The sequence below is a fragment of the Polycladospora coralii genome, from assembly GCF_014773435.2.
Lineage (GTDB): Bacteria > Bacillota > Bacilli > Thermoactinomycetales > Thermoactinomycetaceae > Polycladospora > Polycladospora coralii.
This window is the reverse complement of the sequence record NZ_JACXAG020000001.1, coordinates 375,676-397,107: the sequence shown is the minus strand read 5'-3', so window position 1 is coordinate 397,107 and position 21,432 is coordinate 375,676. Positions and strand designations below refer to the sequence as shown.

Annotated in this window: 21 protein-coding genes; 15 read left to right on the top strand and 6 right to left on the bottom strand. The window is 40.4% G+C overall.

Going from position 1 to position 21,432, the window contains the following annotated elements; genetic code table 11:
- Nucleotides 1-205 precede the first annotated feature (205 nt).
- From tig to IC619_RS02010, 8 genes are all read left to right on the top strand, one after another.
- Complete coding sequence (tig, locus tag IC619_RS02045; RefSeq protein ID WP_191138451.1) at nucleotides 206-1,498, top strand: trigger factor; 1,293 nt, start codon at nucleotides 206-208, stop codon at nucleotides 1,496-1,498.
- Between the two features lie 86 nt (nucleotides 1,499-1,584).
- The gene (gene clpP, locus IC619_RS02040; RefSeq protein WP_191138450.1) at nucleotides 1,585-2,166 is read left to right on the top strand and encodes an ATP-dependent Clp endopeptidase proteolytic subunit ClpP; all 582 of its coding nucleotides are present in this window, start codon (nucleotides 1,585-1,587) and stop codon (nucleotides 2,164-2,166) included.
- A gap of 22 nt (nucleotides 2,167-2,188) precedes the next feature.
- A complete protein-coding gene (gene clpX / locus IC619_RS02035; RefSeq protein WP_191138449.1) occupies nucleotides 2,189-3,451 on the top strand; it encodes an ATP-dependent protease ATP-binding subunit ClpX in 1,263 nt (420 codons plus the stop codon).
- A 176-nt stretch (nucleotides 3,452-3,627) separates the two neighbouring features.
- On the top strand, nucleotides 3,628-4,770 hold the full coding sequence (locus tag IC619_RS02030; protein ID WP_191138448.1) for a lipid II:glycine glycyltransferase FemX: 1,143 nt from the start codon (nucleotides 3,628-3,630) through the stop codon (nucleotides 4,768-4,770).
- A gap of 92 nt (nucleotides 4,771-4,862) precedes the next feature.
- Entirely contained in the window at nucleotides 4,863-6,545 is a 1,683-nt protein-coding gene (gene lonB, locus IC619_RS02025; RefSeq protein ID WP_191138447.1) for an ATP-dependent protease LonB, read from the top strand.
- Between the two features lie 75 nt (nucleotides 6,546-6,620).
- Complete coding sequence (gene lon / locus IC619_RS02020) at nucleotides 6,621-8,966, top strand: endopeptidase La (protein ID WP_191138446.1); 2,346 nt, start codon at nucleotides 6,621-6,623, stop codon at nucleotides 8,964-8,966.
- Nucleotides 8,947-9,552: a ribosome biogenesis GTP-binding protein YihA/YsxC gene (yihA, locus tag IC619_RS02015; protein WP_191138445.1), complete on the top strand. Its 606-nt coding sequence runs from the start codon at nucleotides 8,947-8,949 to the stop codon at nucleotides 9,550-9,552. The genes lon and yihA overlap by 20 nt, the downstream gene beginning before the upstream one ends.
- Before the next feature lie 14 nt (nucleotides 9,553-9,566).
- Nucleotides 9,567-10,673, top strand: a complete 1,107-nt coding sequence (locus IC619_RS02010) for a D-alanine--D-alanine ligase (protein WP_191138444.1) — start codon at nucleotides 9,567-9,569, stop codon at nucleotides 10,671-10,673.
- Nucleotides 10,674-10,762: 89 nt separating this feature from the next.
- On the opposite strand, the gene IC619_RS02005 is transcribed toward IC619_RS02010, so the two are convergent.
- Complete coding sequence (locus tag IC619_RS02005) at nucleotides 10,763-11,329, bottom strand: DUF6143 family protein (RefSeq protein ID WP_191138443.1); 567 nt, start codon at nucleotides 11,327-11,329, stop codon at nucleotides 10,763-10,765.
- A gap of 78 nt (nucleotides 11,330-11,407) precedes the next feature.
- On the opposite strand from IC619_RS02005, the gene IC619_RS02000 reads away from it, so the two are divergent.
- Both IC619_RS02000 and IC619_RS01995 read left to right on the top strand, forming a co-directional pair.
- Complete coding sequence (locus tag IC619_RS02000; RefSeq protein WP_191138442.1) at nucleotides 11,408-11,653, top strand: hypothetical protein; 246 nt, start codon at nucleotides 11,408-11,410, stop codon at nucleotides 11,651-11,653.
- A 12-nt stretch (nucleotides 11,654-11,665) separates the two neighbouring features.
- Nucleotides 11,666-12,010: a DUF2085 domain-containing protein gene (locus IC619_RS01995; RefSeq protein WP_191138441.1), complete on the top strand. Its 345-nt coding sequence runs from the start codon at nucleotides 11,666-11,668 to the stop codon at nucleotides 12,008-12,010.
- A gap of 28 nt (nucleotides 12,011-12,038) precedes the next feature.
- On the opposite strand, the gene map is transcribed toward IC619_RS01995, so the two are convergent.
- The 5 genes from map to IC619_RS01970 form a co-directional block, all read right to left on the bottom strand.
- Nucleotides 12,039-12,785, bottom strand: coding sequence for a type I methionyl aminopeptidase (map, locus tag IC619_RS01990; protein ID WP_191138440.1), 747 nt, complete (start codon nucleotides 12,783-12,785; stop codon nucleotides 12,039-12,041).
- Between the two features lie 54 nt (nucleotides 12,786-12,839).
- Nucleotides 12,840-13,310 (bottom strand): hypothetical protein, encoded by a 471-nt coding sequence (locus tag IC619_RS01985; RefSeq protein WP_191138439.1) that lies wholly within the window; start codon nucleotides 13,308-13,310, stop codon nucleotides 12,840-12,842.
- Nucleotides 13,311-13,517: 207 nt separating this feature from the next.
- Nucleotides 13,518-14,336 carry an ABC transporter permease gene (locus IC619_RS01980; RefSeq protein ID WP_191138438.1) on the bottom strand — a complete coding sequence of 273 codons (819 nt, stop codon included), beginning with the start codon at nucleotides 14,334-14,336 and terminating at the stop codon, nucleotides 13,518-13,520.
- The gene (locus IC619_RS01975; protein ID WP_191138437.1) at nucleotides 14,333-15,094 is read right to left on the bottom strand and encodes an ABC transporter ATP-binding protein; all 762 of its coding nucleotides are present in this window, start codon (nucleotides 15,092-15,094) and stop codon (nucleotides 14,333-14,335) included. Before IC619_RS01975 ends, IC619_RS01980 begins: the two co-directional genes overlap by 4 nt.
- Entirely contained in the window at nucleotides 15,091-16,104 is a 1,014-nt protein-coding gene (locus tag IC619_RS01970) for an ABC transporter substrate-binding protein (RefSeq protein WP_191138436.1), read from the bottom strand. The genes IC619_RS01975 and IC619_RS01970 overlap by 4 nt, the downstream gene beginning before the upstream one ends.
- Before the next feature lie 212 nt (nucleotides 16,105-16,316).
- On the opposite strand from IC619_RS01970, the gene hemA reads away from it, so the two are divergent.
- The 5 genes from hemA to hemB all read left to right on the top strand — a co-directional run bounded on the left by hemA (nucleotide 16,317) and on the right by hemB (nucleotide 21,377).
- On the top strand, nucleotides 16,317-17,660 hold the full coding sequence (gene hemA, locus IC619_RS01965) for a glutamyl-tRNA reductase (protein ID WP_191138435.1): 1,344 nt from the start codon (nucleotides 16,317-16,319) through the stop codon (nucleotides 17,658-17,660).
- A gap of 16 nt (nucleotides 17,661-17,676) precedes the next feature.
- Nucleotides 17,677-18,492: a cytochrome c biogenesis protein CcsA gene (ccsA, locus tag IC619_RS01960; RefSeq protein WP_191138434.1), complete on the top strand. Its 816-nt coding sequence runs from the start codon at nucleotides 17,677-17,679 to the stop codon at nucleotides 18,490-18,492.
- 64 nt (nucleotides 18,493-18,556) lie between these two features.
- On the top strand, nucleotides 18,557-19,483 hold the full coding sequence (hemC, locus tag IC619_RS01955; RefSeq protein WP_191138433.1) for a hydroxymethylbilane synthase: 927 nt from the start codon (nucleotides 18,557-18,559) through the stop codon (nucleotides 19,481-19,483).
- Between the two features lie 4 nt (nucleotides 19,484-19,487).
- Nucleotides 19,488-20,300, top strand: coding sequence for a uroporphyrinogen-III synthase (locus IC619_RS01950; protein WP_191138432.1), 813 nt, complete (start codon nucleotides 19,488-19,490; stop codon nucleotides 20,298-20,300).
- Between the two features lie 108 nt (nucleotides 20,301-20,408).
- Nucleotides 20,409-21,377 carry a porphobilinogen synthase gene (gene hemB / locus IC619_RS01945; protein WP_191138431.1) on the top strand — a complete coding sequence of 323 codons (969 nt, stop codon included), beginning with the start codon at nucleotides 20,409-20,411 and terminating at the stop codon, nucleotides 21,375-21,377.
- Nucleotides 21,378-21,432: the final 55 nt, after the last annotated feature.

The following is a 21,432-nucleotide window of genomic DNA, read 5'->3' as shown; positions in this document are numbered from 1 at the left end:
AACGATGGTAAAAAAACTTAAACTACATACAGGATTTATAGAAAATGATTCATGCAAATTTGTCTGGAATGTACGAATATCTTCTACTTCCCTCGTGTTGCAAAGTGTTTGGCCTGTGTTATAATGTAGTGGTTGCTATTTAAATGGCAAGTTGCGGACTAATTCATCCATAAATTGAATAGATTGTTATCAGGAGGTTTGTACGATGAAGGCAAGTTGGGAAAAAACAGAGAAAAATACAGGAATACTTACAGTAGAAACAGATGAGCAAGCAGTAGTCGATGCATTAAATCAAGCATTTAAAAAAGTCGTGAAAAAGGTGAACGTACCTGGTTTTCGTAAAGGTAAAGTACCTCGTTCGCTTTTCGAACAACGCTTTGGTGTAGAATCTCTATATCAAGATGCTTTAGATATCTTATTGCCAGTAGCTTATGAAGAAGCAGTTAAAGAAACGGAAATATTCCCTGTTGATCGTCCAGAGATTGACATTGAGCAATTAGAAAAAGGGAAAACCCTTATTTTTAAAGCCACTGTAACCGTAAAGCCTGAAGTGACATTAGGAGAGTACAAAGGACTAGAAGTTCCTGAAAAAGACTTCACAGTTACAGCTGAAGCGGTTGAAGAAGAACTAACCAATATGCAGAAGCAGCAAGGCCAACTTGAAGTAGTTGAGTCTGGCGCAGTCGAAAATGGTGATCGTGTCATTATCGATTTTGCAGGCTCTGTTGAAGGTGTCGCATTTGAAGGCGGTACTGCTGAACAATACACACTAGAAATTGGCTCAGGCTCTTTTATTCCAGGATTTGAAGATCAAATGATCGGTATGAACCTAGGGGATGAAAAAGATATTGAAGTTACTTTCCCTGAAGAATACCATGTAGAAGACTTAGCTGGTAAGCCTGCTGTTTTCAAAGTGAAACTACATGAAATTAAACGTTTAAATCTGCCGGAACTAGATGATGAATTTGCACAAGATGTGAGCGAATTTGATACTTTGGAAGAGTTAAAAGCAGATACAGAGAAAAAATTACAGGAAAAAGCTGAGAAAGAAAAAGAAAGCTATATCCGTAATGAATTAGTGGAAAAGGCTGCTCAAAATGCTGAGGTTGAAATCCCAGAAGTCATGATTGAAAGTGAAACCGAACAAATGTTAAATCAGTTTGCTCAACAACTTTCATATCAAGGTTTAAACTTAGAAATGTATGCCCAATTTACGGGTCAAGACCAAGAACAATTAAAAGAGCAATTTAAAGGTGATGCAGAGAAGAAAGTACGTGCAAATCTCGTACTCGAAGCGATCGGAAAAGCAGAAAACCTAGAACCAAGTACTGAAGATATCGATCAAGAAATGGAAGACATGGCACAACAAATGAGTCGTGATGTTGAGGAGATTCGTAAGCTGGTTGATGCACAAGGAGCTTTGGAATCGATTAAAGATCAACTTCGTATGAAGAAAACGATCGATCTACTTGTATCAGTAAGTCAAAATAAGGCATAATGGTTATAAGGAACTTAGAAAACGAGGCACAGAACGAATACGTGCCTTGTTTTCAAAATATCCATTTTGGAAGCGAGGTGGCGTTCATGCCATTAGTTCCGATGGTGGTTGAGCAGACCAATCGTGGAGAGAGATCGTATGATATTTACTCTCGTCTTTTAAAGGACCGTATTATTTTAATCGGCAGTCCGATTGATGATCACATAGCAAACTTAGTAGTGGCACAACTTCTTTTTCTGTCAGCTGAAGATGCAGAAAAAGACATTAGTATGTACATAAACTCACCAGGTGGTTCTGTAACTGCTGGAATGGCTATCTTTGATACCATGCAATATATTAAGCCGGATGTCTCTACGATTTGTGTAGGGCTTGCAGCTAGTATGGGCGCATTTCTACTCGCAGCAGGGACAAAAGGGAAGCGATTTGCATTACCAAACAGTGAAATTATGATTCACCAGCCTTTAGGTGGTGCAAGAGGTCAAGCGTCAGATATTAAAATTCATGCGGAATGGATTTTGAGAACGAAAAGTCAGCTGAACCGTATTTTGGCAGAACGAACAGGTCAGTCACTTGAACGTATCGCACAAGATACTGATCGGGACTACTTTATGGAAGCTGAAGCGGCAAAAGCATACGGGGTTATTGACGATGTCATTACTCGTAAATGATTGCTGAAAGGGGTGACGACAGTTGTTCAAATTTAATGAAGAAAAAGGGCAACTAAAATGTTCTTTTTGTGGGAAGTCACAAGATCAAGTTCGTAAATTGGTAGCTGGTCCAGGGGTATATATTTGTGATGAGTGTATCGAGCTATGTAATGAAATAGTAGAAGAAGAGCTTGGGACGGAAGAAGAAATGGACTTGCAAAGTCTCCCTAAACCTCAAGAAATTCGATCGATACTTGCACAGTATGTGATTGGCCAAGAAACAGCTAAAAAATCACTTTCGGTAGCTGTCTATAATCACTACAAACGGATCAATGCAGGCCAAAAATCAGAAGATGTCGAGTTGCAAAAAAGTAATATTATGATGATTGGTCCAACAGGTAGCGGTAAGACGTTGCTTGCACAAACGTTAGCTAAGATCCTGAATGTACCGTTTGCGATTGCAGATGCGACCTCGCTTACCGAAGCGGGTTATGTAGGAGAAGATGTTGAAAACATCTTGCTTAAGTTGATTCAATCTGCGGATTATGATGTGGAAAAAGCAGAACGTGGAATCATCTATATTGATGAAATCGATAAAGTCGCACGCAAATCTGAAAACCCTTCGATTACGAGAGATGTGTCTGGTGAGGGTGTGCAACAAGCACTACTTAAAATCTTAGAGGGAACAGTTGCCAGTGTGCCACCGCAAGGCGGACGCAAGCATCCACATCAAGAATTTATTCAAATTGATACAAGCAACATCTTATTTATTTGTGGTGGAGCCTTTGATGGATTGGAAACCATTATTAAGAGACGAATAGGGAAGAAAGTAATCGGCTTTGGAATGGATTCCCAAAAATCGGACCTTAAACCAGGTGAATACCTCAAAATGGCGCTACCTGAAGATTTACTTAAGTTTGGTTTAATCCCTGAATTTGTAGGACGTTTACCAGTCATTTCTACATTGGAGCCATTAGATGAAGATGCTTTAATTCAGATTCTTACTGAGCCAAAGAATGCACTGGTAAAACAATACACCAAACTATTAGATATGGATAATGTCGATTTGGACTTTGAAGAAGGTGCACTCCAAGCGATTGCGGAAGAAGCGATTAAACGTAAAACCGGAGCGCGGGGCCTACGTGCCATTATCGAATCCGTGATGTTGGATGTGATGTTTGACCTGCCATCACGCGATGATGTCAAGAAATGTACGATTACGAAAGAAACGATTTTGGATAAAGTTCCTCCGAGCTTGACCACGCGAGAAGGAAGGATTGTCAATAAAAAAGAAGAAAGTGCTTAATTGTAAGTGACAAACAGACCCGCGACACTTTTATGTGTAGAGCGGGTCTATTTGTATTTACTTACAGGAAGAAAAAGCGATACTTTAACGATGAGAAATGAAGAGCAATTCATTTTATTATGCTACAATGGTATGCATACGGCTCATTTTTCTGATGATAGCAAGGGGCGAAATACATGTTTAAGGTAGATTTAGTCAGTCGTCATGATTATTTGAATTTTATCGCAAAACACCCATATCGTAATTTTTATCAATATCCATCTTGGGCTGATCTCAAAACAGAATGGAAATGGACTTACGATTATATCGGTTGGTTTTCAAGTTCGGATGTGCTTGTGGGCTGTGCTTTAATTTTATACCGAAAAGTACCCGGAATTAATAAACACTTAGCGTACATACCAAGAGGTCCACTAATCGATTGGTTTGGTCAGATACCCATCCATCAGTGGTTTGATCCATTATTTCAGTATTTAAAAACAAAGCAAGTTTTTAGCCTGAAGATGGATCCACCTCTAACACGACAAAAATGGAGTAGTAAAAATATCGCGTCTGGAAGGCAAGAGTTTCAATCTTATGGACTAAGTAATAAACGAATTACAGATATTTCATCCGATGTGATCTATAATGGTGTTGAATATATCGGTCAAGAATTAGATAAAATGGGATGGCGCAAATGGATGACACAAGAGAGCTTTGATACGGTTCAACCCACTTTTGTCTATCGTTTAAATATGAAAGGTAAATCACTCAACCAACTTTTTGTTGATTTTGATCCGTTGGTACAAGATCAGATTCGAAAAGCTGATGATGAGGGTATTCAGATTAGTGAAGGTGATGAAAGCGAGTTAGTTCATTTTCATGATCTCTTGCGTAGTACCGCAAAGCGTGAACAGTCAGAAGTTCGCACACTTCAATATTTTAATACGATGTTCCAATCTTTGAAAATGGAAGATGTGAGTCGCATTCGTTTATATTTTGCGAAAAAACAAGATCAATACTTGAGTGCAGCACTAACCGTTAGGGTGGATGGGCATTTTTGGGAACTTTATAGTGCCTGTACAAGCTATGAAGCGCATGAGCCTGGTTCCTATCTGATGCGTTGGAAAATGATTCAAGATGCTTACGCATTGGGAGATCGTACTTATGATTTTCAGGGTGTTCATAATCAGATTGATGAAGAACATGCAGCTGACCCAATCTTACAATATAAACTTGGGTTTGGAGGAGAAGTGCATGAGTTGATGGGAGAATGGGATTTTCCTGTTATGCCTATGTTGCATTGGGCTTTTGATATGTATATGAAAAAAGGAAAAAAATGATGGACATCTGAGCGAAAAACAAATCATATCCCTTTTAAATCGAGGTCATACTACCATTAGAAAGGTGACACCGATGAAAGGGATGGATGAATATGAGTTGGACGGCTGTACTCATGTTTTTACAAGTGTTTTTTTCAGTTGTGATCGGGATGTATTTTTGGAATTTGATACGAAGTCAACATACAAGTCGAAGTGCAGCAGATAAAGAAGCGCGTAAAGAAATGGATAAGTTAACTCGTTTGCGACAAGTTTCGCTCACAGAGCCTTTAGCAGAAAAAACGCGGCCACACCGTATAGCAGATATTGTCGGCCAAAAAGAGGGAATACGGGCTCTAAGAGCAGCAGTATGTGGTTCTAACCCCCAACATGTGATCATATATGGTCCACCAGGAGTGGGGAAAACAGCAGCGGCACGCTGTATTTTAGAAGAAGCTAAGAAAAATAGTGACTCACCTTTTAATGTTTCGTCCAAGTTTGTTGAAGTAGACGCAACAACTGCCCGTTTTGATGAAAGAGGGATTGCAGACCCGCTGATTGGATCAGTGCATGACCCCATTTATCAAGGTGCTGGAGCGATGGGAGTGGCGGGCATTCCCCAACCCAAACAGGGAGCGGTTACCAAGGCACACGGTGGTGTTCTTTTCATTGATGAGATTGGAGAATTACATCCCGTTCAGATGAACAAGCTACTTAAAGTATTAGAAGATCGCAAAGTTTATCTCGAGAGTGCTTATTATAGCTCCGAAGATCACCAGACACCTAGTCATATCCATGATATTTTTCAAAATGGTCTACCAGCAGATTTTAGACTGATTGGAGCAACGACAAGAACTCCTGATGAGATTCCACCTGCGATTCGTTCGCGTTGTATGGAAATCTATTTTCGCCCATTATTAGCCACTGAAATCGAAACAGTAGCTATACAAGCATTAGAGCGTGTTGGTTTCCATTATGAAGAAGAGGCCATTCGCGTCATACAAAAATATGCCACAAATGGAAGAGATGCTGTTAATATCGTCCAAACATCAATTGGATTAGCGATGGCCGAGAAAAGACGACAAATCGAAACAGTAGACGTGGAATGGGTGGTGCATAGTAGTCAATTAAGTCCACGACCGGAGAAGGCCATGCCCGAAAAACCGGCAGTAGGTGTAGTATCGGGGCTCGCGGTTTATGGGCCTAATTTAGGTACCGTGCTCGAATTAGAAGTTTCTGCAACGCGTGTAGAGCAGGGGAGTGGTAGTGTTCAAATTACAGGTCTTGTTGATGAGGAAGAGATGGGTGGTAAACAACGGACACTACGCAGAAAAAGTATGGCACGCGGTTCTGTTGAAAATGTGCTGACTGTTCTACGTAATTTAGGAGAAAGACCCGATCTGTATCACTTGCATATCAATTTTCCGGGAGGAATTCCATTAGATGGTCCTTCTGCTGGAATCACAATGGCAACCGCCATCTATTCAGCCATGAAGAATCAGCCAGTTGATCATTTGTTAGCGATGACCGGTGAAATTGGTATTCATGGTCATGTGAAAGGGGTCGGCGGTGTGATCGCAAAGGTTGATGCAGCTAGACAAGCGGGAGCAAAACGTGTAATCATTCCAGCAAGCAATATGCAAGCCATTTTTCATACGTACGAAGAAATAAAGGTTATTCCAGTGGATCGGATTGATGAAGTTTTTAAATGGGCGTTTGATATAAACGAAATTGAGGAACAGGTGTTGACAGAGGTGCTTCAGCCTTCGTCTTTTGTCACCTTAAAAGGGGATACATAGACAAAAGATAAGGAATAAGATAAAATCAGACAAAGCTGAGTAAAGTTCCCTGTTGACAGCAATGGAGGTGCAGGTATGGCTGTAAAAATAGAGGAACAAATATTACCTCTGTTACCATTAAGAGGTGTATTGGTTTTTCCTACAATGGTCCTACATTTAGACGTAGGCAGAGATCGCTCTGTACAAGCTTTAGAGCATGCAATGGTTGATGACGAGAGTCTAATCCTGCTCGCTACCCAACGAGAGGTTCAAATTGAAGAGCCAGATGAGAATGACATTTATAGCGTTGGAACGATTGCCAAAGTGCGTCAAATGTTAAAGTTACCTAATGGCACGATTCGCGTTTTAGTAGAGGGACTACGTCGTGCTACAATTCGAGAATTTGCGGATTCTGAAGCATTTTATCAGGTGCGATATCAAGAAATTGAAGAGATCCAACATGAAGGTAAGGATATAGAAGCTTTAATGCGAACTGTCTTGGATCACTTTGAACAATATTTAAGATTATCTAAAAAATTATCAACAGAAACCTATTCAGCTGTAGTTGATATAGAAGAGCCAGGACGTCTTGCAGATGTGGTCACTTCACATTTGCCACTCAAGATACCAGATAAACAGGAAATTCTGGAGATTTTGGATGTGAAAGAGCGGCTTGAAAAGTTATTGAGTCACATCCATGATGAAAAAGAAGTGTTAGAGCTAGAAAAACAAATTAGTTCACGTGTGAAAAAACAAATGGAAAAAACACAGAAAGAATATTATTTACGTGAACAAATGAAAGCGATACAGCGTGAGTTAGGAGATAAAGAAGGTCGTTTATCTGAAGCCGAAGAGTTGCGAGAGCAATTACAAAATATAGAAGCTGCAGATACGGTTAAAGAAAAGATTTCGAAAGAAATTGATCGTTTAGAGAAAATTCCTACTAGTTCAGCTGAAGGGGGAGTCGTACGAACTTATATCGAGTGGTTACTAGAGTTGCCGTGGGAGAAAGAAACCATGGATGATTTAGATATTCATTTAGCAGAAAAAATATTAGATGAAGATCATTATGGTTTAGAAAAAGCGAAAGAGCGTGTACTTGAGTACTTAGCTGTACAAAAAATGGTAAAGGTGATGAAAGGTCCAATACTATGTTTAGCCGGCCCTCCAGGGGTAGGTAAAACTTCCTTGGCGCGCTCTATTGCTAGGTCGCTTGGACGTAATTTCGTAAGAATATCGCTAGGTGGTGTTCGTGATGAAGCTGAGATTAGAGGACACCGTCGTACATATGTAGGGGCAATGCCAGGTAGAATCATTCAAGGTATGAAATCGGCTGGCAGTAAAAATCCTGTCTTTTTATTAGATGAGATTGACAAAATGGCCATGGACTTCCGAGGCGACCCATCTTCAGCTTTACTAGAGGTACTTGACCCCAATCAAAACACAACCTTTAGTGATCATTATATTGAACTTCCGTATGATTTATCGAATGTCATGTTTATTACGACTGCAAATGCTGTGAGTCAAATTCCACGTCCATTATTAGATAGAATGGAAGTCTTAACAATTTCAGGATATACAGAATTAGAGAAAGAACAAATTGCCAAGACCTATTTGTATCCTAAGCAATTAAAAGAGCATGGACTTAGCAAAGAGCAGATGCAAATTAAGCGAGAAGCTATGCTTAAGATCATTCGAAATTATACAAGGGAAGCTGGTGTACGTAATCTAGAGCGTACCATTGCCACGCTTTGTCGAAAAGCTGCCAAACAATTATTGGCAGGCAATCGAAAACGAATTATTATTACTGAAAAAAATTTACCGCAGTATCTTGGAGCTGAAAAGGTCCGCTATGGAAAAGCAGAAGATGAGGACCATATTGGCGTGGTTACAGGACTTGCTTGGACTGAAGTGGGTGGGGATACACTATCTATAGAAGTTTCTGTTTTACCGGGAAAAGGAAAGCTTATGCTGACTGGAAAGTTAGGCGATGTGATGCAAGAATCTGCACAAGCTGCTTTTAGTTATATCCGCTCCCGAGCAGATTTTTTTAACATTGCGCCAGATTTTCACGAAAAATATGATATTCATATCCATATTCCAGAAGGAGCAACGCCAAAAGATGGCCCTTCGGCCGGGATTACGATGGTAACTGCGATGGTATCGGCTCTAACGGATATTCCAGTATCTAGAGATGTTGCCATGACGGGTGAGATTACGCTAAGAGGGCGTGTTCTACCTATTGGTGGACTAAAAGAAAAGTCATTAAGTGCGCATCGAGCTGGAATTAAACATGTCTTGTTCCCTAAAGAGAATGAAAAAGATTTGGAAGATATTCCAGAAAGTATATTAAACGACTTAACTTTCACCCCTGTGAGTCACATGGATGAAGTGTTAAAGCTTGCTTTAGTGAGGGATTTTAATGAAAGTAACAAAAGCTGAAATTGTCATTAGTGCTGTAAAGCCTACCCAATATCCCGATGACGCCCTGCCAGAGATCGCTCTGGCTGGGCGTTCTAATGTGGGAAAATCATCACTTATTAATACGCTGATCCAACGTAAAAAATTAGCGAGAACAAGTTCTACACCGGGGAAAACGCAAACGATAAACTTTTATCGAATAAATGATTCCTTCCACTTTGCCGATGTCCCTGGCTATGGTTTTGCACGTGTACCTAAAAGTGTGAAAGCACAGTGGGGAAAGATGATGGAAACATACTTCACCTCAAGAGAGCCTTTAAAGGCAGTCATACAGTTGATTGATATTCGTCATAAACCAAGTGAAGATGACTATAACATGTATCATTTCTTAAAGTATCATGAGCTCCCCGTTATCATCGTGGCGACTAAATGCGATAAAGTTACAAAAGGACACTGGCAAAAACACATTAAAATCATTAAAGAGGCCTTACTGGTAGATCGTAATGATCCTGTAATTCTTTTTTCTTCCCAAACTTCATATGGTAAAGAGAAATTGTGGAATGAAATCTATTCACATCTTAATCATTACGATAAAAGAGACATATGAGAGGATGAACTGTTTTGACCAAAAAACTTCGAGTCGCCGTTTTGTTTGGTGGGAAATCAGGTGAGCATGATGTCTCATTATCGTCAGCGGCATCTGTTATCCAAGCGATGGATCCAGAAAAATATGATGTGATTCCAATTGGTATTTCCAAGCGAGGGGAATGGGTGAAAGGTGCTTCATCTATACAGATGATTGCTGCACATTTAAACACAGAAATACTGGAAAGACTACAAGGAAGTTTACCCATCGCTAGTAGTGAAAAAAAAGAAATAGAAAACGGTCCTACTTTCTCAAAAGAAGAGGTTGATGTCGTATTCCCGGTGCTACATGGTACATTTGGAGAAGATGGTACGATGCAAGGTTTACTTGAAATTGCTGATGTTCCATATGTAGGAGCGGGCGTGCTAGCTTCAGCAGTAGCGATGGATAAAGTGATAGCCAAAAAGTTATTTGCACAAACCGGAATTCCGCAGGGTGCATATATGTACTTCTTAAAATCTGAAATCATTAAAAATGTAGAGGTTGTGTACGCACAAATTGAGTCCACTATAGGTTATCCGTGTTTTATTAAACCAGCAAACTTAGGCTCAAGTGTGGGGATATCGAAAGCGGAAAATCGGGTCGAATTACAAGCTGCTTTAGCATTAGCAGGTAAGTATGATCGTAAAATAATCGTAGAGGAATTTATTCCTGCACGTGAAATTGAAGTGGCAGTTTTGGGAAATGATGATCCGAAAGCATCCGTTGTGGGTGAAATCATTTCATCAGGTGATTTCTACGATTACCAAGCGAAGTATGTTGATGGAGAGTCGACCATGCAGATTCCTGCTGATTTACCATCACAAACACAAGCCCAAATTCAAGAACTTGCTATTCGAGCTTATCAAGCACTTGATTGCTCAGGGCTATCGCGGGTAGATTTTTTTGTTCGTAAAGATAATGGAGAAATCTTGATTAACGAGATTAATACCATGCCTGGATTTACCCCATACAGTATGTATGCACATTTGTGGGCGGAATCTGGCTTGTCTTACAAAGCGGTCATCGCAGAACTAATTCAATTGGCTATTACACGCTATCGTGAAAAATCGGAACTGATTACAACTTTAGATATGAATTAAAATATTTTAGTGATGTCGCTTCACTAAAATAAAAGACGAATCATCTCATAAAATAGATTTGAAATAGTGGAGGCATTTCGATGTCTCCACTATCTTGAATAAGTAGGTAATGCTTCCTCATACCAACCGAAAGAAATTTGTGACCTAGAAGAAGAAGTATGATTTCTGAGGTAGATTGTAATGATTTCTCCTGGCATTAAAGTGAGCGGTGTTTCGGTTATCGAAGCACTGATGGTGTACGGAAATACGGTCTCTTCTAAGTGGCTTTGTCCGATCGTTAGGTTTCCTGTCGGGTTATATAAAACGCTGGCATAGGGGCGAATCGGATTGATGCTTCGCAGAGTTGCAATATGAGGAGAAAGTAATTTATGGCCAGAAGGGTAGGCATTAAACGAAATAGAGGCATGAAGCGAAGCGTATGTGGAAAAGTTTGTGATGGCGATTAATAATGTCCGAATACATACACGTGAGTTTGCCGGGTTTAATAGAGCACCCCATGATCCTTTATTCGGATTTGTAAATAAATATCCCGTTTGCCCAATGTGATATCTACGCCTAATCGAATGAAAAAATGAGTAGGGTAGGCTGGCAATTGCATTTGAATAGCTGTGAAGCGTAGTGGGGATAGAAAATGAGTGAAAGTATATAGCGGTCACCTACCTTTCCCTTTTCTATCGTATCCTATGCGAAAATGTATAATTTTGAAACGGTTTTGAGGGAGGTCATGATATAACATGTTCTTTGTTTTGTGTACAATTAACCTGACATTATATCTAACCGCAGCTGTTCTATTTTGGGAGAAAGCGTATCTAGAAGCTGGAATTGTACTGGCTGTATCGATCTGTATGAGTATGATGGGAACTTGGTATTATCGCCGGCAACAACAGAAAAACAACAGATCCGATTCATGCTGTGGCGATATTGCTTTTTCTTCAAGTGGAATTTGTGATTGCATCGATTGTGGAAATATAGGCGATTAAGGAGATAAACATATGGAGACATTAGCCCATATACTCAAATGGGTGCCGTGTCATCGGAAAGTAGAACGGAGTATACAGCTAAGAGGCCAAACCTTCCCATTATGTGCGCGATGTATGAGCATTTTGCTGGGTTATGTGAGTATACCTGTATTTGTTTTTATACCGAACTCATTTTCTTGGTTATGGGGGGTTATTCTCCAGCTTCCCCTACTCGTAGATGGATTTACGCAGCTATGGGGTTGGAGGGAGAGTAATAATAGACTTAGAGTGATTACAGGCTTATTAAGTGGGATAGGCCTTTCCTTTATTGTAGTGAAAAGTGCCTACGGGCTTGTAGAGAAATGGATAGGAGCATAAGGAAGTGTCGTGACACTTCCTTATGCTCCTATTGTTTGGTCAAAATGAGCGGTTTGTGTTCTGTAATTGCGATGGTGTGTTCATACTGTGCTGACCAGCTTCCATCGATTGTTTTGGCTGTCCACCCGTCTTCTAATATATGCACATGATGAGAGCCGAGTGTTAGAATAGGTTCAATTGTAATGACCATCCCAGCTTTTAAAAGAGGACCCGTTCCAGCCTTACCGTAATGTGGCACTTCAGGTGGTTCATGAAGCTTCCTGCCTATTCCATGACCAAGGAAAGGGCGTACTACCGACAAATGGTGTGCTTCGGCATGGGATTGAACGGCGTGTGAGATATCCCCAATTTGATTACCGGGTATCGCTTGCTCGATTCCTTTATATAAAGCTGCTTCAGTGATCTTTAATAGATGCGTATTTGCTTTGGAAATGGACCCGACAGCATAACTCCATGCTGAGTCGGCCAACCATCCCTTATAATTAACCACCATGTCAATCGTTACAATATCTCCATCTTTTAATGGTGTTTTTTGTGGGAAACCATGACATACTGTATCATTAACTGAAGCGCATGTGGCATAAGGATAACCCATGAAATCTTTTTGCGCAGGGATCGCATCGTTTTGCGCTAAATAGTCCTCAACCCATTGGTCAATCTCCCATGTCGTTACACCAGGCTTTATTCGTTTCGCTAATTCACGATGGCAAGCAGCTAATATCTCACCTGAACGGGCAATCTTCTGGATTTCTTCATTTGTGTTAATGGTAATCATTTTGAGCCTCCTTTTTGATGAAAAACGTACGATTAAGTTTAATCACGAATGGTCTTATTTTTTTACTAAGAAAATCAAGCCGATCATGATAAGAAGAGCAGGCCAGAATTGGTTGATGACTTCGGCTATTGGAGCGATGTATGGGATACCTACTATGCCAGGCCATGCAAAAAAGGCCACAAGTAACAATAAGAAACCAATTGTCGCGGTGATTTTATTACGATTTACGACAAATTGTATGAAGAATGCAATACTTAATAATCCGATCAGAAAAGACCAGTGGGTAGGCCAAGCTGTCACATGACGGTGACCCCAGACTGAAATACCTAAAGTGGCCAGAATCCCGCCCCATAAAGTGAGAATACTATTATTTTTCGCGTATCCGATAAAGATCAAAAGTAAACCGCCGAAAAAGAATAAAAAGGGCCAATCCATAAAAGATTGAAGAGGAGCTAATCCTGATTTAATAAGGGAAATGAAAATACCGATCAGTAAGAGTAGGAATCCGATAGATTTTGATTTCATAACTTCAAAGCTCCTTCGCTTTGGATCAAGTGTGGTGGTTTTCACCCATCATGCCCGTTCCGCTAAGTGATGGCGTATAGACTTACTTATTCTGCTAATAAATGATATGTGGGCATCAGATATTGTATCATTTTCAAATACTTCTGCTACACATAGATCAGTGAGGTTTATAATATTCTATCACTAACCAATTATTTTCGTAAATCCTTAGATATGTTTGAAACGATGTTCGATGAAGGCAATCGCTTGATACATAAGCGTCGCTAAAATCGCAATAATGGCAAGACTCATCATAACTAAATGTAAATTAAATACTTGAAATCCATATATAATCAGATAACCGAGTCCAGCCTTGGATACAAGAAATTCACCGACAATGACACCTACCCACGCTAAGCCTACATTCACTTTCAGCGCCGCAATCATGTTTGGTATACAAGCTGGAAAGATGATTAGACGATAGAGTTGAAAGCGATTTGCACCAAAGGAGCGTACGAGTCTTAAGTAATTTGGGTCTACAGTTTGAAAACTGTTGTAGATAACTAAAGTTGTAATAATAATGGTGATGGCGATTGCCATGGCGATGATAGAGACGAAACCTGCACCCAACGTAACGATAAAAATAGGACCTAGTGCAACTTTCGGTAAACTGTTTAACACCACAAGATAAGGATCTAATACTTTCGAAAGGAAAGGAGAAGCCCAAATGATGGTTGCTAATATAATACCTAGTAATGTACCACCTAAAAAACCGACTGTGGTTTCTAAGAAGGTTTGTAAGATATGAGTGAAAAACACACCTTCTTGTATCAGGTGTTGCGCTTCTTTAAGGATGAGTGTGGGGCTACTAAACAGAAAAGGATCGATATAACCCTTTTGACTTGCCCATTCCCATCCTCCGATCAATAAAAAAAGTAGTGTCAGTCGTGCTATCCAAACACTTAAATTTTGAAGTCGATATTTACGCAAAAAGCGAGCATGATGAGTACTTTGTGCTCCTTTTTCCAGTGTAATCATTTGTTTCATAAGTCAACCTCTCTCCATAGTTCTTCAAAAAGAGATCTAAAAAGCGTATGACCTCTGACTTCAAGTGGGGGAATATTCTTAATGCTATCGGGAATTTTCATGATTTTGCGGACCGTACCGGGGTGGCCTGACAAAACCAATACATCATCTCCCAGCGCAATCGCTTCTTCTAAGTCATGGGTAACTAAGATCGTGGTCTTTTTCTGCTGCTTGTGAATCGACTTTAAAAGGGTTTCTAAATGGATTTTATTTTTAATGTCTAGAGCGGAAAAGGGCTCATCGAGTAATAAAAGATCGGGTTTTACAGCTAAGGTGCGCGCTAAAGCAACACGTTGTCTCATTCCGCCAGAAAGTTGATGAGGATAATGATCCCCGACATGACCTAACCCCACTTGATCGAGTAAGTCAAATGCGTACTGCTTATTTTTCAATGTGGCAATGCCTTGTATTTCAAGGCCGAGTTGTACATTTTGTTTAATCGTTCGCCAAGCCAACAAAGCATCTTTTTGGAGAACATAGCCGATTCGCTTTTGGCATGAGGCGAGCGAGTTGCCGTCAATGGTAATGAACCCTTCATGAATGGGATATAGGCCCGCAAGAATCGATAATAACGTACTTTTTCCACAGCCACTTGACCCCACTACTACTAGAAACGAACCTTCTTTTAAGGAGAAGCTAATCTCTTTTAGTGCGATCGTTTCGCTTTTCACGTCCCAATATCGATGGGTAAGATCACGCACTTCCACATATGTGCTCATTCTTGTTTCAACTCCTGTTTCACTTCCTCGGCATAGGTGGTATTAATATAAAGATCGTAAGGGATGACCTTGGGCAACTCATTCGCTTCCTTCATAATGGTAAGCATGCGCTGATACTCTTCCTCGTCGATAATCGTGTCTTCTGCATAAGACGCCTGCTTTTTATAGCGATCAACCACTTGAATAAGGTTTTCTTTGCTGATATCTGGAAAGTCTTCTTGAATGACGCTCGCAATTTCAGTGGCCGAATGGGTTTTCACCCAGCTTTGTCCTTTTTGAATGGCTCGTGTAAACCGTTTCAGTAATTCCGGTTCCTGTTTGCTTTTTTTGGTCACATAGCAGGTGTAAGGAAGATGGCCACTTTCTGTACCAAATGAGGCTACAATTTTTCCATAACCTTGCGCTTCTATTTTGGAAGCCATTGGCTCGAATAATTGGACAAAATCGCCTGTACCTGCTACGAAAGCACTACTCAAGTTTTTATAATCAATATTTTGAATGAGGGCTACATCTTGGTGAGGGATGATTTGATTTTGTTTTTGTACATATTCGCTTACCATCTGTGGCATGCCACCTCGACGTTGTCCAAGCAACGTTTTTCCTTTTAGTTGCTCCCATGTGAACGGTGTGATGGGATGACGCGCAACTAAGAAGCTTCCATCTGTTTGTGTTAATTGTGCAAAAGCGATGATATCCGTAGATTGAGAACGAGCAGTGACATAAAGGCCTGCCTCGGCACCAACCAAAATGATATCTGCTTGGTCTGCTAATAGGGCGGTCATCGTCTTGTCGCCACCATTCCCATTAACCCATTCAATTTCAATATTTTCTTCAGTAAAAAAACCGAGGTTTTTAGATACATACTGTGGGGCATAAAAGATAGAGTGAGTCACTTCTACCAAAGTGATGGTTTCTACCTTTTTGTCTTGAACATCTGTACTTTGACAAGCGACAAGTAAGGTGAGTAAGATGATCATGAGCCCAATCACTAACTTTTTAACGCGATACATGTCGATCACCTCAATAGAATTAGATTTTGATAGATGAACCAAGTGATGCTCGAGCATACGGCTAAGGAACGGTATGAAAAAATGCGCCTTCAAAATGTGTTCACAGGGTCACCTTGGGAAATGAGATTGCTATGTTATAATAACTTGTACTGATATTATGGAGTTGGATCGAAGTTGCGATTAGCTACTTCAAAGATTCGAGGTGAATTTGAATGCATACAATCGTGATTGGTTTTAATCATAAAACAGCACCTGTTGAAATTAGAGAAAGACTTGTTTTTTCTGAGCAACGTCTAGATTTGGCAATTCGTACTTTACGAGATATGAAGAGTGTGTTGGAATGTGTGATCGTAAGCACTTGTAATCGAATGGAGCTTTACTTGGTATGCGATCAGTTGCACACTGGCGAGTATTATGCAAAAACCTTTTTAGAGAGCTGGTTTCGAATTCCACGCGAGGAATTTGTGTCTCACCTTTATATCTTGCATAATCAAGACGCAGTCTCTCATCTTTTGCATGTGGTTTGTGGGCTCGATTCACTCGTTATAGGAGAAACACAGATCCTAGGTCAAGTGAAACAAGCTTTCTTTGCTGCACAAGCGCAGCAGGCCACGGGTACAGTGTTTAACACATTATTTAAGCAGGCTATCACGCTTGGAAAAAAGGTGCATACCGAAACTGAAATCGGACAAAATGCTGTATCTGTCAGTTATGCTGCAGTTGAACTAGGGAAAAAACTATTTGATTCATTTCGCAATCGAACGATATTGCTCATCGGCGCAGGGAAAATGAGTGAATTAACAGCTAAACATTTTCATGCAGCGGGTGCAACAAGAGTGCTTGTCATTAATCGTACTTTTGCGAAAGCACAAGAAATGGCGGCTAAATTTCAAGGAGAAGCGCGCAGCTGGGATCAATTGATGCCTTCTTTAAAAGAAGCAGATATCGTAGTGAGTTCTACTGGAGCAGGCGAACCGATATTAACAAAAGAAAGTGTAGAGCCGGTTATTAAAACGAGAAGGTCACTTTTATTCCTTATTGATATTGCAGTACCAAGAGATATTGATCCTGCTATCCATCAGATCGAACAAGCTTTTCTATATGATATTGATGATCTAAAAGGTATAGTAGATACGAATATGAGTTTGCGCCAGCAGGAAGCAGAGCGGGTAAAAAGATGGATAGAAGCTGAAGTGCTAGCGTTTCAGCAGTGGTTGCATACACTTGGTGTAGTCCCCCTTATTTCCGCCTTGCGTGAGAAATATTTGGAAGCACAGGCGGAAGCGATGATTAAGATTGAAAGGAAGCTACCGCATTTGACTGAACAAGAGATGCGCGTATTAAATAAGCAAACTAAAAGCATTGTCAATCAATTATTGCATGATCCAATCGAACGGATTAAAGAATCCGCAATTGGCTCTGATCGAGATATAGCCAAAGAAATGTTTGTTCATCTGTTTGCACTTGAACAGCAACTGCAAAACCAACAGCAGGAGATGCACAAAGAAGAAGCTGCAACTACGGATGCTCGGTCTTCACTGTATGCTTGTAAGTGATAAGGAGGGGCGTTAAGTGTTTGCTGAACGTTGGATATTTGATTTTATCGTGTATGTATTTGCACTCAGTTTAGTGTTTGCACTGTCGGATTTGCTACATGCTAATCAGCGGAGCAAACGGCTTAGTTATGGATTACTGCTATTGGTATGGGCTTTGCAATCCTTTGTCTTTATCTTACAAGCTGCGTCAATCTTACCAGGGATGTTTCCGATTGACTCACTCTTTATATATTCATGGGTGCTTGTCAGCTTTACGCTTATCATGCACGTTATTTATCCCATGCCGCTTTTATTTTTCTTAACTAATTTTGTCAGTTTTTTGGTTCTTATGATTCATGTGTTTGTCATACAAAATGTTTCAGACGGTTTACAGGAATTATATGTTTCTAATCTAGTCCTCGTTCATTTGAGTATGGCTATTGCAGCTTATGCTGCGTTTTCGCTCTCAAGTATCGGAACCTTACTTTATTTAGTGCATACCAACTTGTTAAAGAAAAAAAAGTGGACGCGTTTTACGATGCAGATGCCCAGCTTAGATCGGCTGTTCTCCTTTTCGAATTGGTTGGTTATAGCAGGAGTTCTTCTCATGACCATTGCAATCGTACTGGGGAGCTTATACGCTTATCAGTTTGTAGGCGCTGGTTTTTGGCGAGATCTTAAAATATGGACTTCCTTATTCGTCCTCTTGGCGTATGGGAGCGTTTTGGTACAATGGACAGCAAGTAGCTGGCAAAGACGAAGAATTGCATGGTGGAATACACTATCGTTTCTGACTATCTTATTAAACTACTTTTTATCCCAATCAAGCTTATCCTTTCATAATTGGATGTAACCCCATCCTTTGATTTATAATGACGTAGATGGTGTGATATTCACCCATCAGTAAGGAGAATATGATGAATGCTATTGTTGTAGGTACAAGAAGAAGTCAATTAGCGCTTACACAAACCCAGTGGGTGATTGATCGCTTACAAGAAATGGACCCAAATTTACACGTTAGTTTAGAAAAAATCGTCACCAAGGGCGATCGTATCTTAGATGTCACGTTATCCAAAGTAGGGGGAAAAGGACTTTTTGTAAAGGAAATTGAACAAGCTTTGCTCGAAAAAAGGATTGACTTTGCTGTACACAGTATGAAAGATATGCCCGGAGAGATGCCAGATGGTTTAACCATTGGTGCTATACCGATTAGAGAAAACCCGCATGATTGTTTTATTTCTCAAGATGGTCGTGCTTTAAAAGAAATGCCGGCCGGTGCAGTTGTAGGAACGAGTAGTTTAAGACGTCAATCTCAAATCTTATCGCTACGTCCAGATTTGGTAGTTAAACCGATTCGAGGGAATTTAGGGACCCGATTAGATAAATTAAAGAATGGTACTTTTGACGCGATTGTGTTAGCTGTTGCAGGGTTAGCGCGTATGAATATGTCTTATGATCAATTCGATGAACTAAGCGTAAAAGAGATGTTACCTGCGGTAGGACAAGGAGCGCTAGCCATACAATGTCGTGCGGATGATGCGGCTTTAATTGAGCGTTTAGCCCAAATCAACCATGAAGAAACAGCTCGTGCTGTACAAGCTGAACGTTCATTCTTACAATCTTTTCAAGGCGGATGTCATCTTCCGGTAGCTGGTTATGCGGAATGGATGAACGGTGAAATCCAATTGAGCGGATTAATTGGTGATCCAGAAGGAAAACAGATGATATATGGAGCTGCTCTCGGTACTGATCCCGTGCAAGTGGGTAAAAAATTGGCACAAGAGTTACAAGAACAAGGAGCAGAAGACTTGCTTGATCGTGTGCGCAATGGACTAGTGGGATGAAATATTGATCATTCAATCAAGAAATGAAGAAAAGAAGCCCTTAAATGGACAACGTATACTGATTACGAGGGATCAAAAGCAGAGTAACGCGTTGTCACAAAAAATAGAGTCGCTAGGTGGAAAACCACTTATACTGCCATTGATTCGAATTGTGAAGGCTTCAGATTTGTCAAAGCTTGATCGTGCTTTAGAACACATAGAAGCTTATAAGTGGATCATTTTCACAAGCGTGAATGCTGTAATCTATTTTTTTCAATACGTGATTGAAGGCGGACTTAATCACAGTCGTTTTCAAAACGTAAAATGGGTAGCAGTAGGTGCCAAAACGAAAGCGACTATGGAAAGATACGGGGTTGAAATTGATATTTGTCCTGCTGAATTTCAAGCTGAAGCTGTCATTCAGGAGCTCCAATTTCATGTAAATAATGGTGATGGGGTTTTATTTCCTTGTTCTTCACTGGCGCGTCGTACCATTCCTAATCAATTAACAAAGATGGGATGTCAGGTAACTGAAGTCATTATGTATCAAACGTTAACAGAGACAGAGAATGCGGAGCAAATCATTGGATTATTGTCGGAAGATCAGATTGATATGATCACGCTGACCAGTCCATCTACTGCGCGTAGCTTAGTTCAACTTGTTCAAGCAAAGGCATCTCATTTATGGGAGAAGCTGCAACAAATACCGATCGCTTGCATCGGACCTGTGACAGCAGAAGCACTTAATAAACTAGGATTAGTGGGAGAATTTCATACCTCAAAATATACGATAGAGGGATTAGTAGATACGTTGATTCAAATCAGTAGTCTTAAATAACCAAAATGAGGAAGTGTGTTTCAAGCCGAAAGTGCATGGAGAGCAAAATACACGACCATTTCTATGTTGACACACGTGGGCTCAAATTAACCATCGGGAGGAATCTTAATGCTATTTAAACGTCATCGTCGACTACGACAAAATGAAGCCATTCGTAAAATGATTCGTGAGCACCATATACATACTGAAGATTTGATCTATCCCATCTTTGTTGTTGCAGGTGAAGGAATTAAAGCAGAAGTACCATCCATGCCTGGAGTGTTTCATTTTTCGATAGACCAATTACAAGAAGAAATACAAGAAGTCATGGACTTAGGCATTACTTCGATCATCGTGTTTGGTGTTCCAGCTGAAAAAGATGAATGTGGAAGTGGAGCGGATCATGAACAAGGGATTGTACAAAGTGCGATTCGTCATATTAAAGCTTCGTTCCCTCAGCTATATGTGATTGCGGATACCTGTCTCTGTCAATTTACTTCGCATGGACATTGTGGTGTAATTGAAAATCGAGAAGTGGCAAATGATGCTTCACTTGAGCGATTAGTCTCTACGGCCATTTCACAAGCGCAAGCAGGTGCGGATATGATTGCTCCTTCCAATATGATGGATGGGTTTGTAGCGGCCATTCGCCAAGGATTAGATGAAGCGGGCTTTACTGATACCCCGATTCTTTCCTATGCAGTAAAATATGCATCAAGCTTTTATGGGCCGTTTAGAGATGCTGCTCATTCTACGCCACAATTTGGAGATCGGAGAACGTACCAAATGGACCCTGCCAATGCGAGAGAAGCATTACGCGAAGCTTACTCTGACGTGGAAGAAGGGGCTGATTTGTTGATGGTGAAACCTGGATTAGCTTATTTAGATATCATTCATCGCATAAGAGAAACATTCCATTTACCTATTGTAGCTTATCAAGTCTCTGGTGAGTATGCCATGATTAAAGCAGCCGCACAAAACGGTTGGATTGATGAAAAACAAGTTGTCCTTGAATCGATGACATCATTTAAACGTGCAGGGGCAGACATGATTTTAACCTATTATGCAAAAGATATTGCACGGTGGCAGTTGAATTGAACTTTGAGCATTAGCGTGGCCTCCGTAGCCAAAATCTGAAGGGAGAAATAAACAT

What these genes read in the sequence shown, in the direction of transcription:
- IC619_RS02030 (WP_191138448.1), top strand. Translation starts at nt 3,628, where the DNA reads ATGTTTAAGGTAGATTTAGTCAGTCGTCATGATTATTTGAATTTTATC.
- tig (WP_191138451.1), top strand. Translation starts at nt 206, where the DNA reads ATGAAGGCAAGTTGGGAAAAAACAGAGAAAAATACAGGAATACTTACA.
- lonB (WP_191138447.1), top strand. Translation starts at nt 4,863, where the DNA reads ATGAGTTGGACGGCTGTACTCATGTTTTTACAAGTGTTTTTTTCAGTT.
- IC619_RS01985 (WP_191138439.1), bottom strand. Translation starts at nt 13,310, where the DNA reads ATGAAATCAAAATCTATCGGATTCCTACTCTTACTGATCGGTATTTTC.
- lon (WP_191138446.1), top strand. Translation starts at nt 6,621, where the DNA reads ATGGCTGTAAAAATAGAGGAACAAATATTACCTCTGTTACCATTAAGA.
- IC619_RS01980 (WP_191138438.1), bottom strand. Translation starts at nt 14,336, where the DNA reads ATGAAACAAATGATTACACTGGAAAAAGGAGCACAAAGTACTCATCAT.
- hemA (WP_191138435.1), top strand. Translation starts at nt 16,317, where the DNA reads ATGCATACAATCGTGATTGGTTTTAATCATAAAACAGCACCTGTTGAA.
- hemC (WP_191138433.1), top strand. Translation starts at nt 18,557, where the DNA reads ATGAATGCTATTGTTGTAGGTACAAGAAGAAGTCAATTAGCGCTTACA.
- map (WP_191138440.1), bottom strand. Translation starts at nt 12,785, where the DNA reads ATGATTACCATTAACACAAATGAAGAAATCCAGAAGATTGCCCGTTCA.
- IC619_RS01995 (WP_191138441.1), top strand. Translation starts at nt 11,666, where the DNA reads ATGGAGACATTAGCCCATATACTCAAATGGGTGCCGTGTCATCGGAAA.
- IC619_RS01970 (WP_191138436.1), bottom strand. Translation starts at nt 16,104, where the DNA reads ATGTATCGCGTTAAAAAGTTAGTGATTGGGCTCATGATCATCTTACTC.
- IC619_RS01975 (WP_191138437.1), bottom strand. Translation starts at nt 15,094, where the DNA reads ATGAGCACATATGTGGAAGTGCGTGATCTTACCCATCGATATTGGGAC.
- hemB (WP_191138431.1), top strand. Translation starts at nt 20,409, where the DNA reads ATGCTATTTAAACGTCATCGTCGACTACGACAAAATGAAGCCATTCGT.
- yihA (WP_191138445.1), top strand. Translation starts at nt 8,947, where the DNA reads ATGAAAGTAACAAAAGCTGAAATTGTCATTAGTGCTGTAAAGCCTACC.
- clpP (WP_191138450.1), top strand. Translation starts at nt 1,585, where the DNA reads ATGCCATTAGTTCCGATGGTGGTTGAGCAGACCAATCGTGGAGAGAGA.
- IC619_RS02000 (WP_191138442.1), top strand. Translation starts at nt 11,408, where the DNA reads ATGTTCTTTGTTTTGTGTACAATTAACCTGACATTATATCTAACCGCA.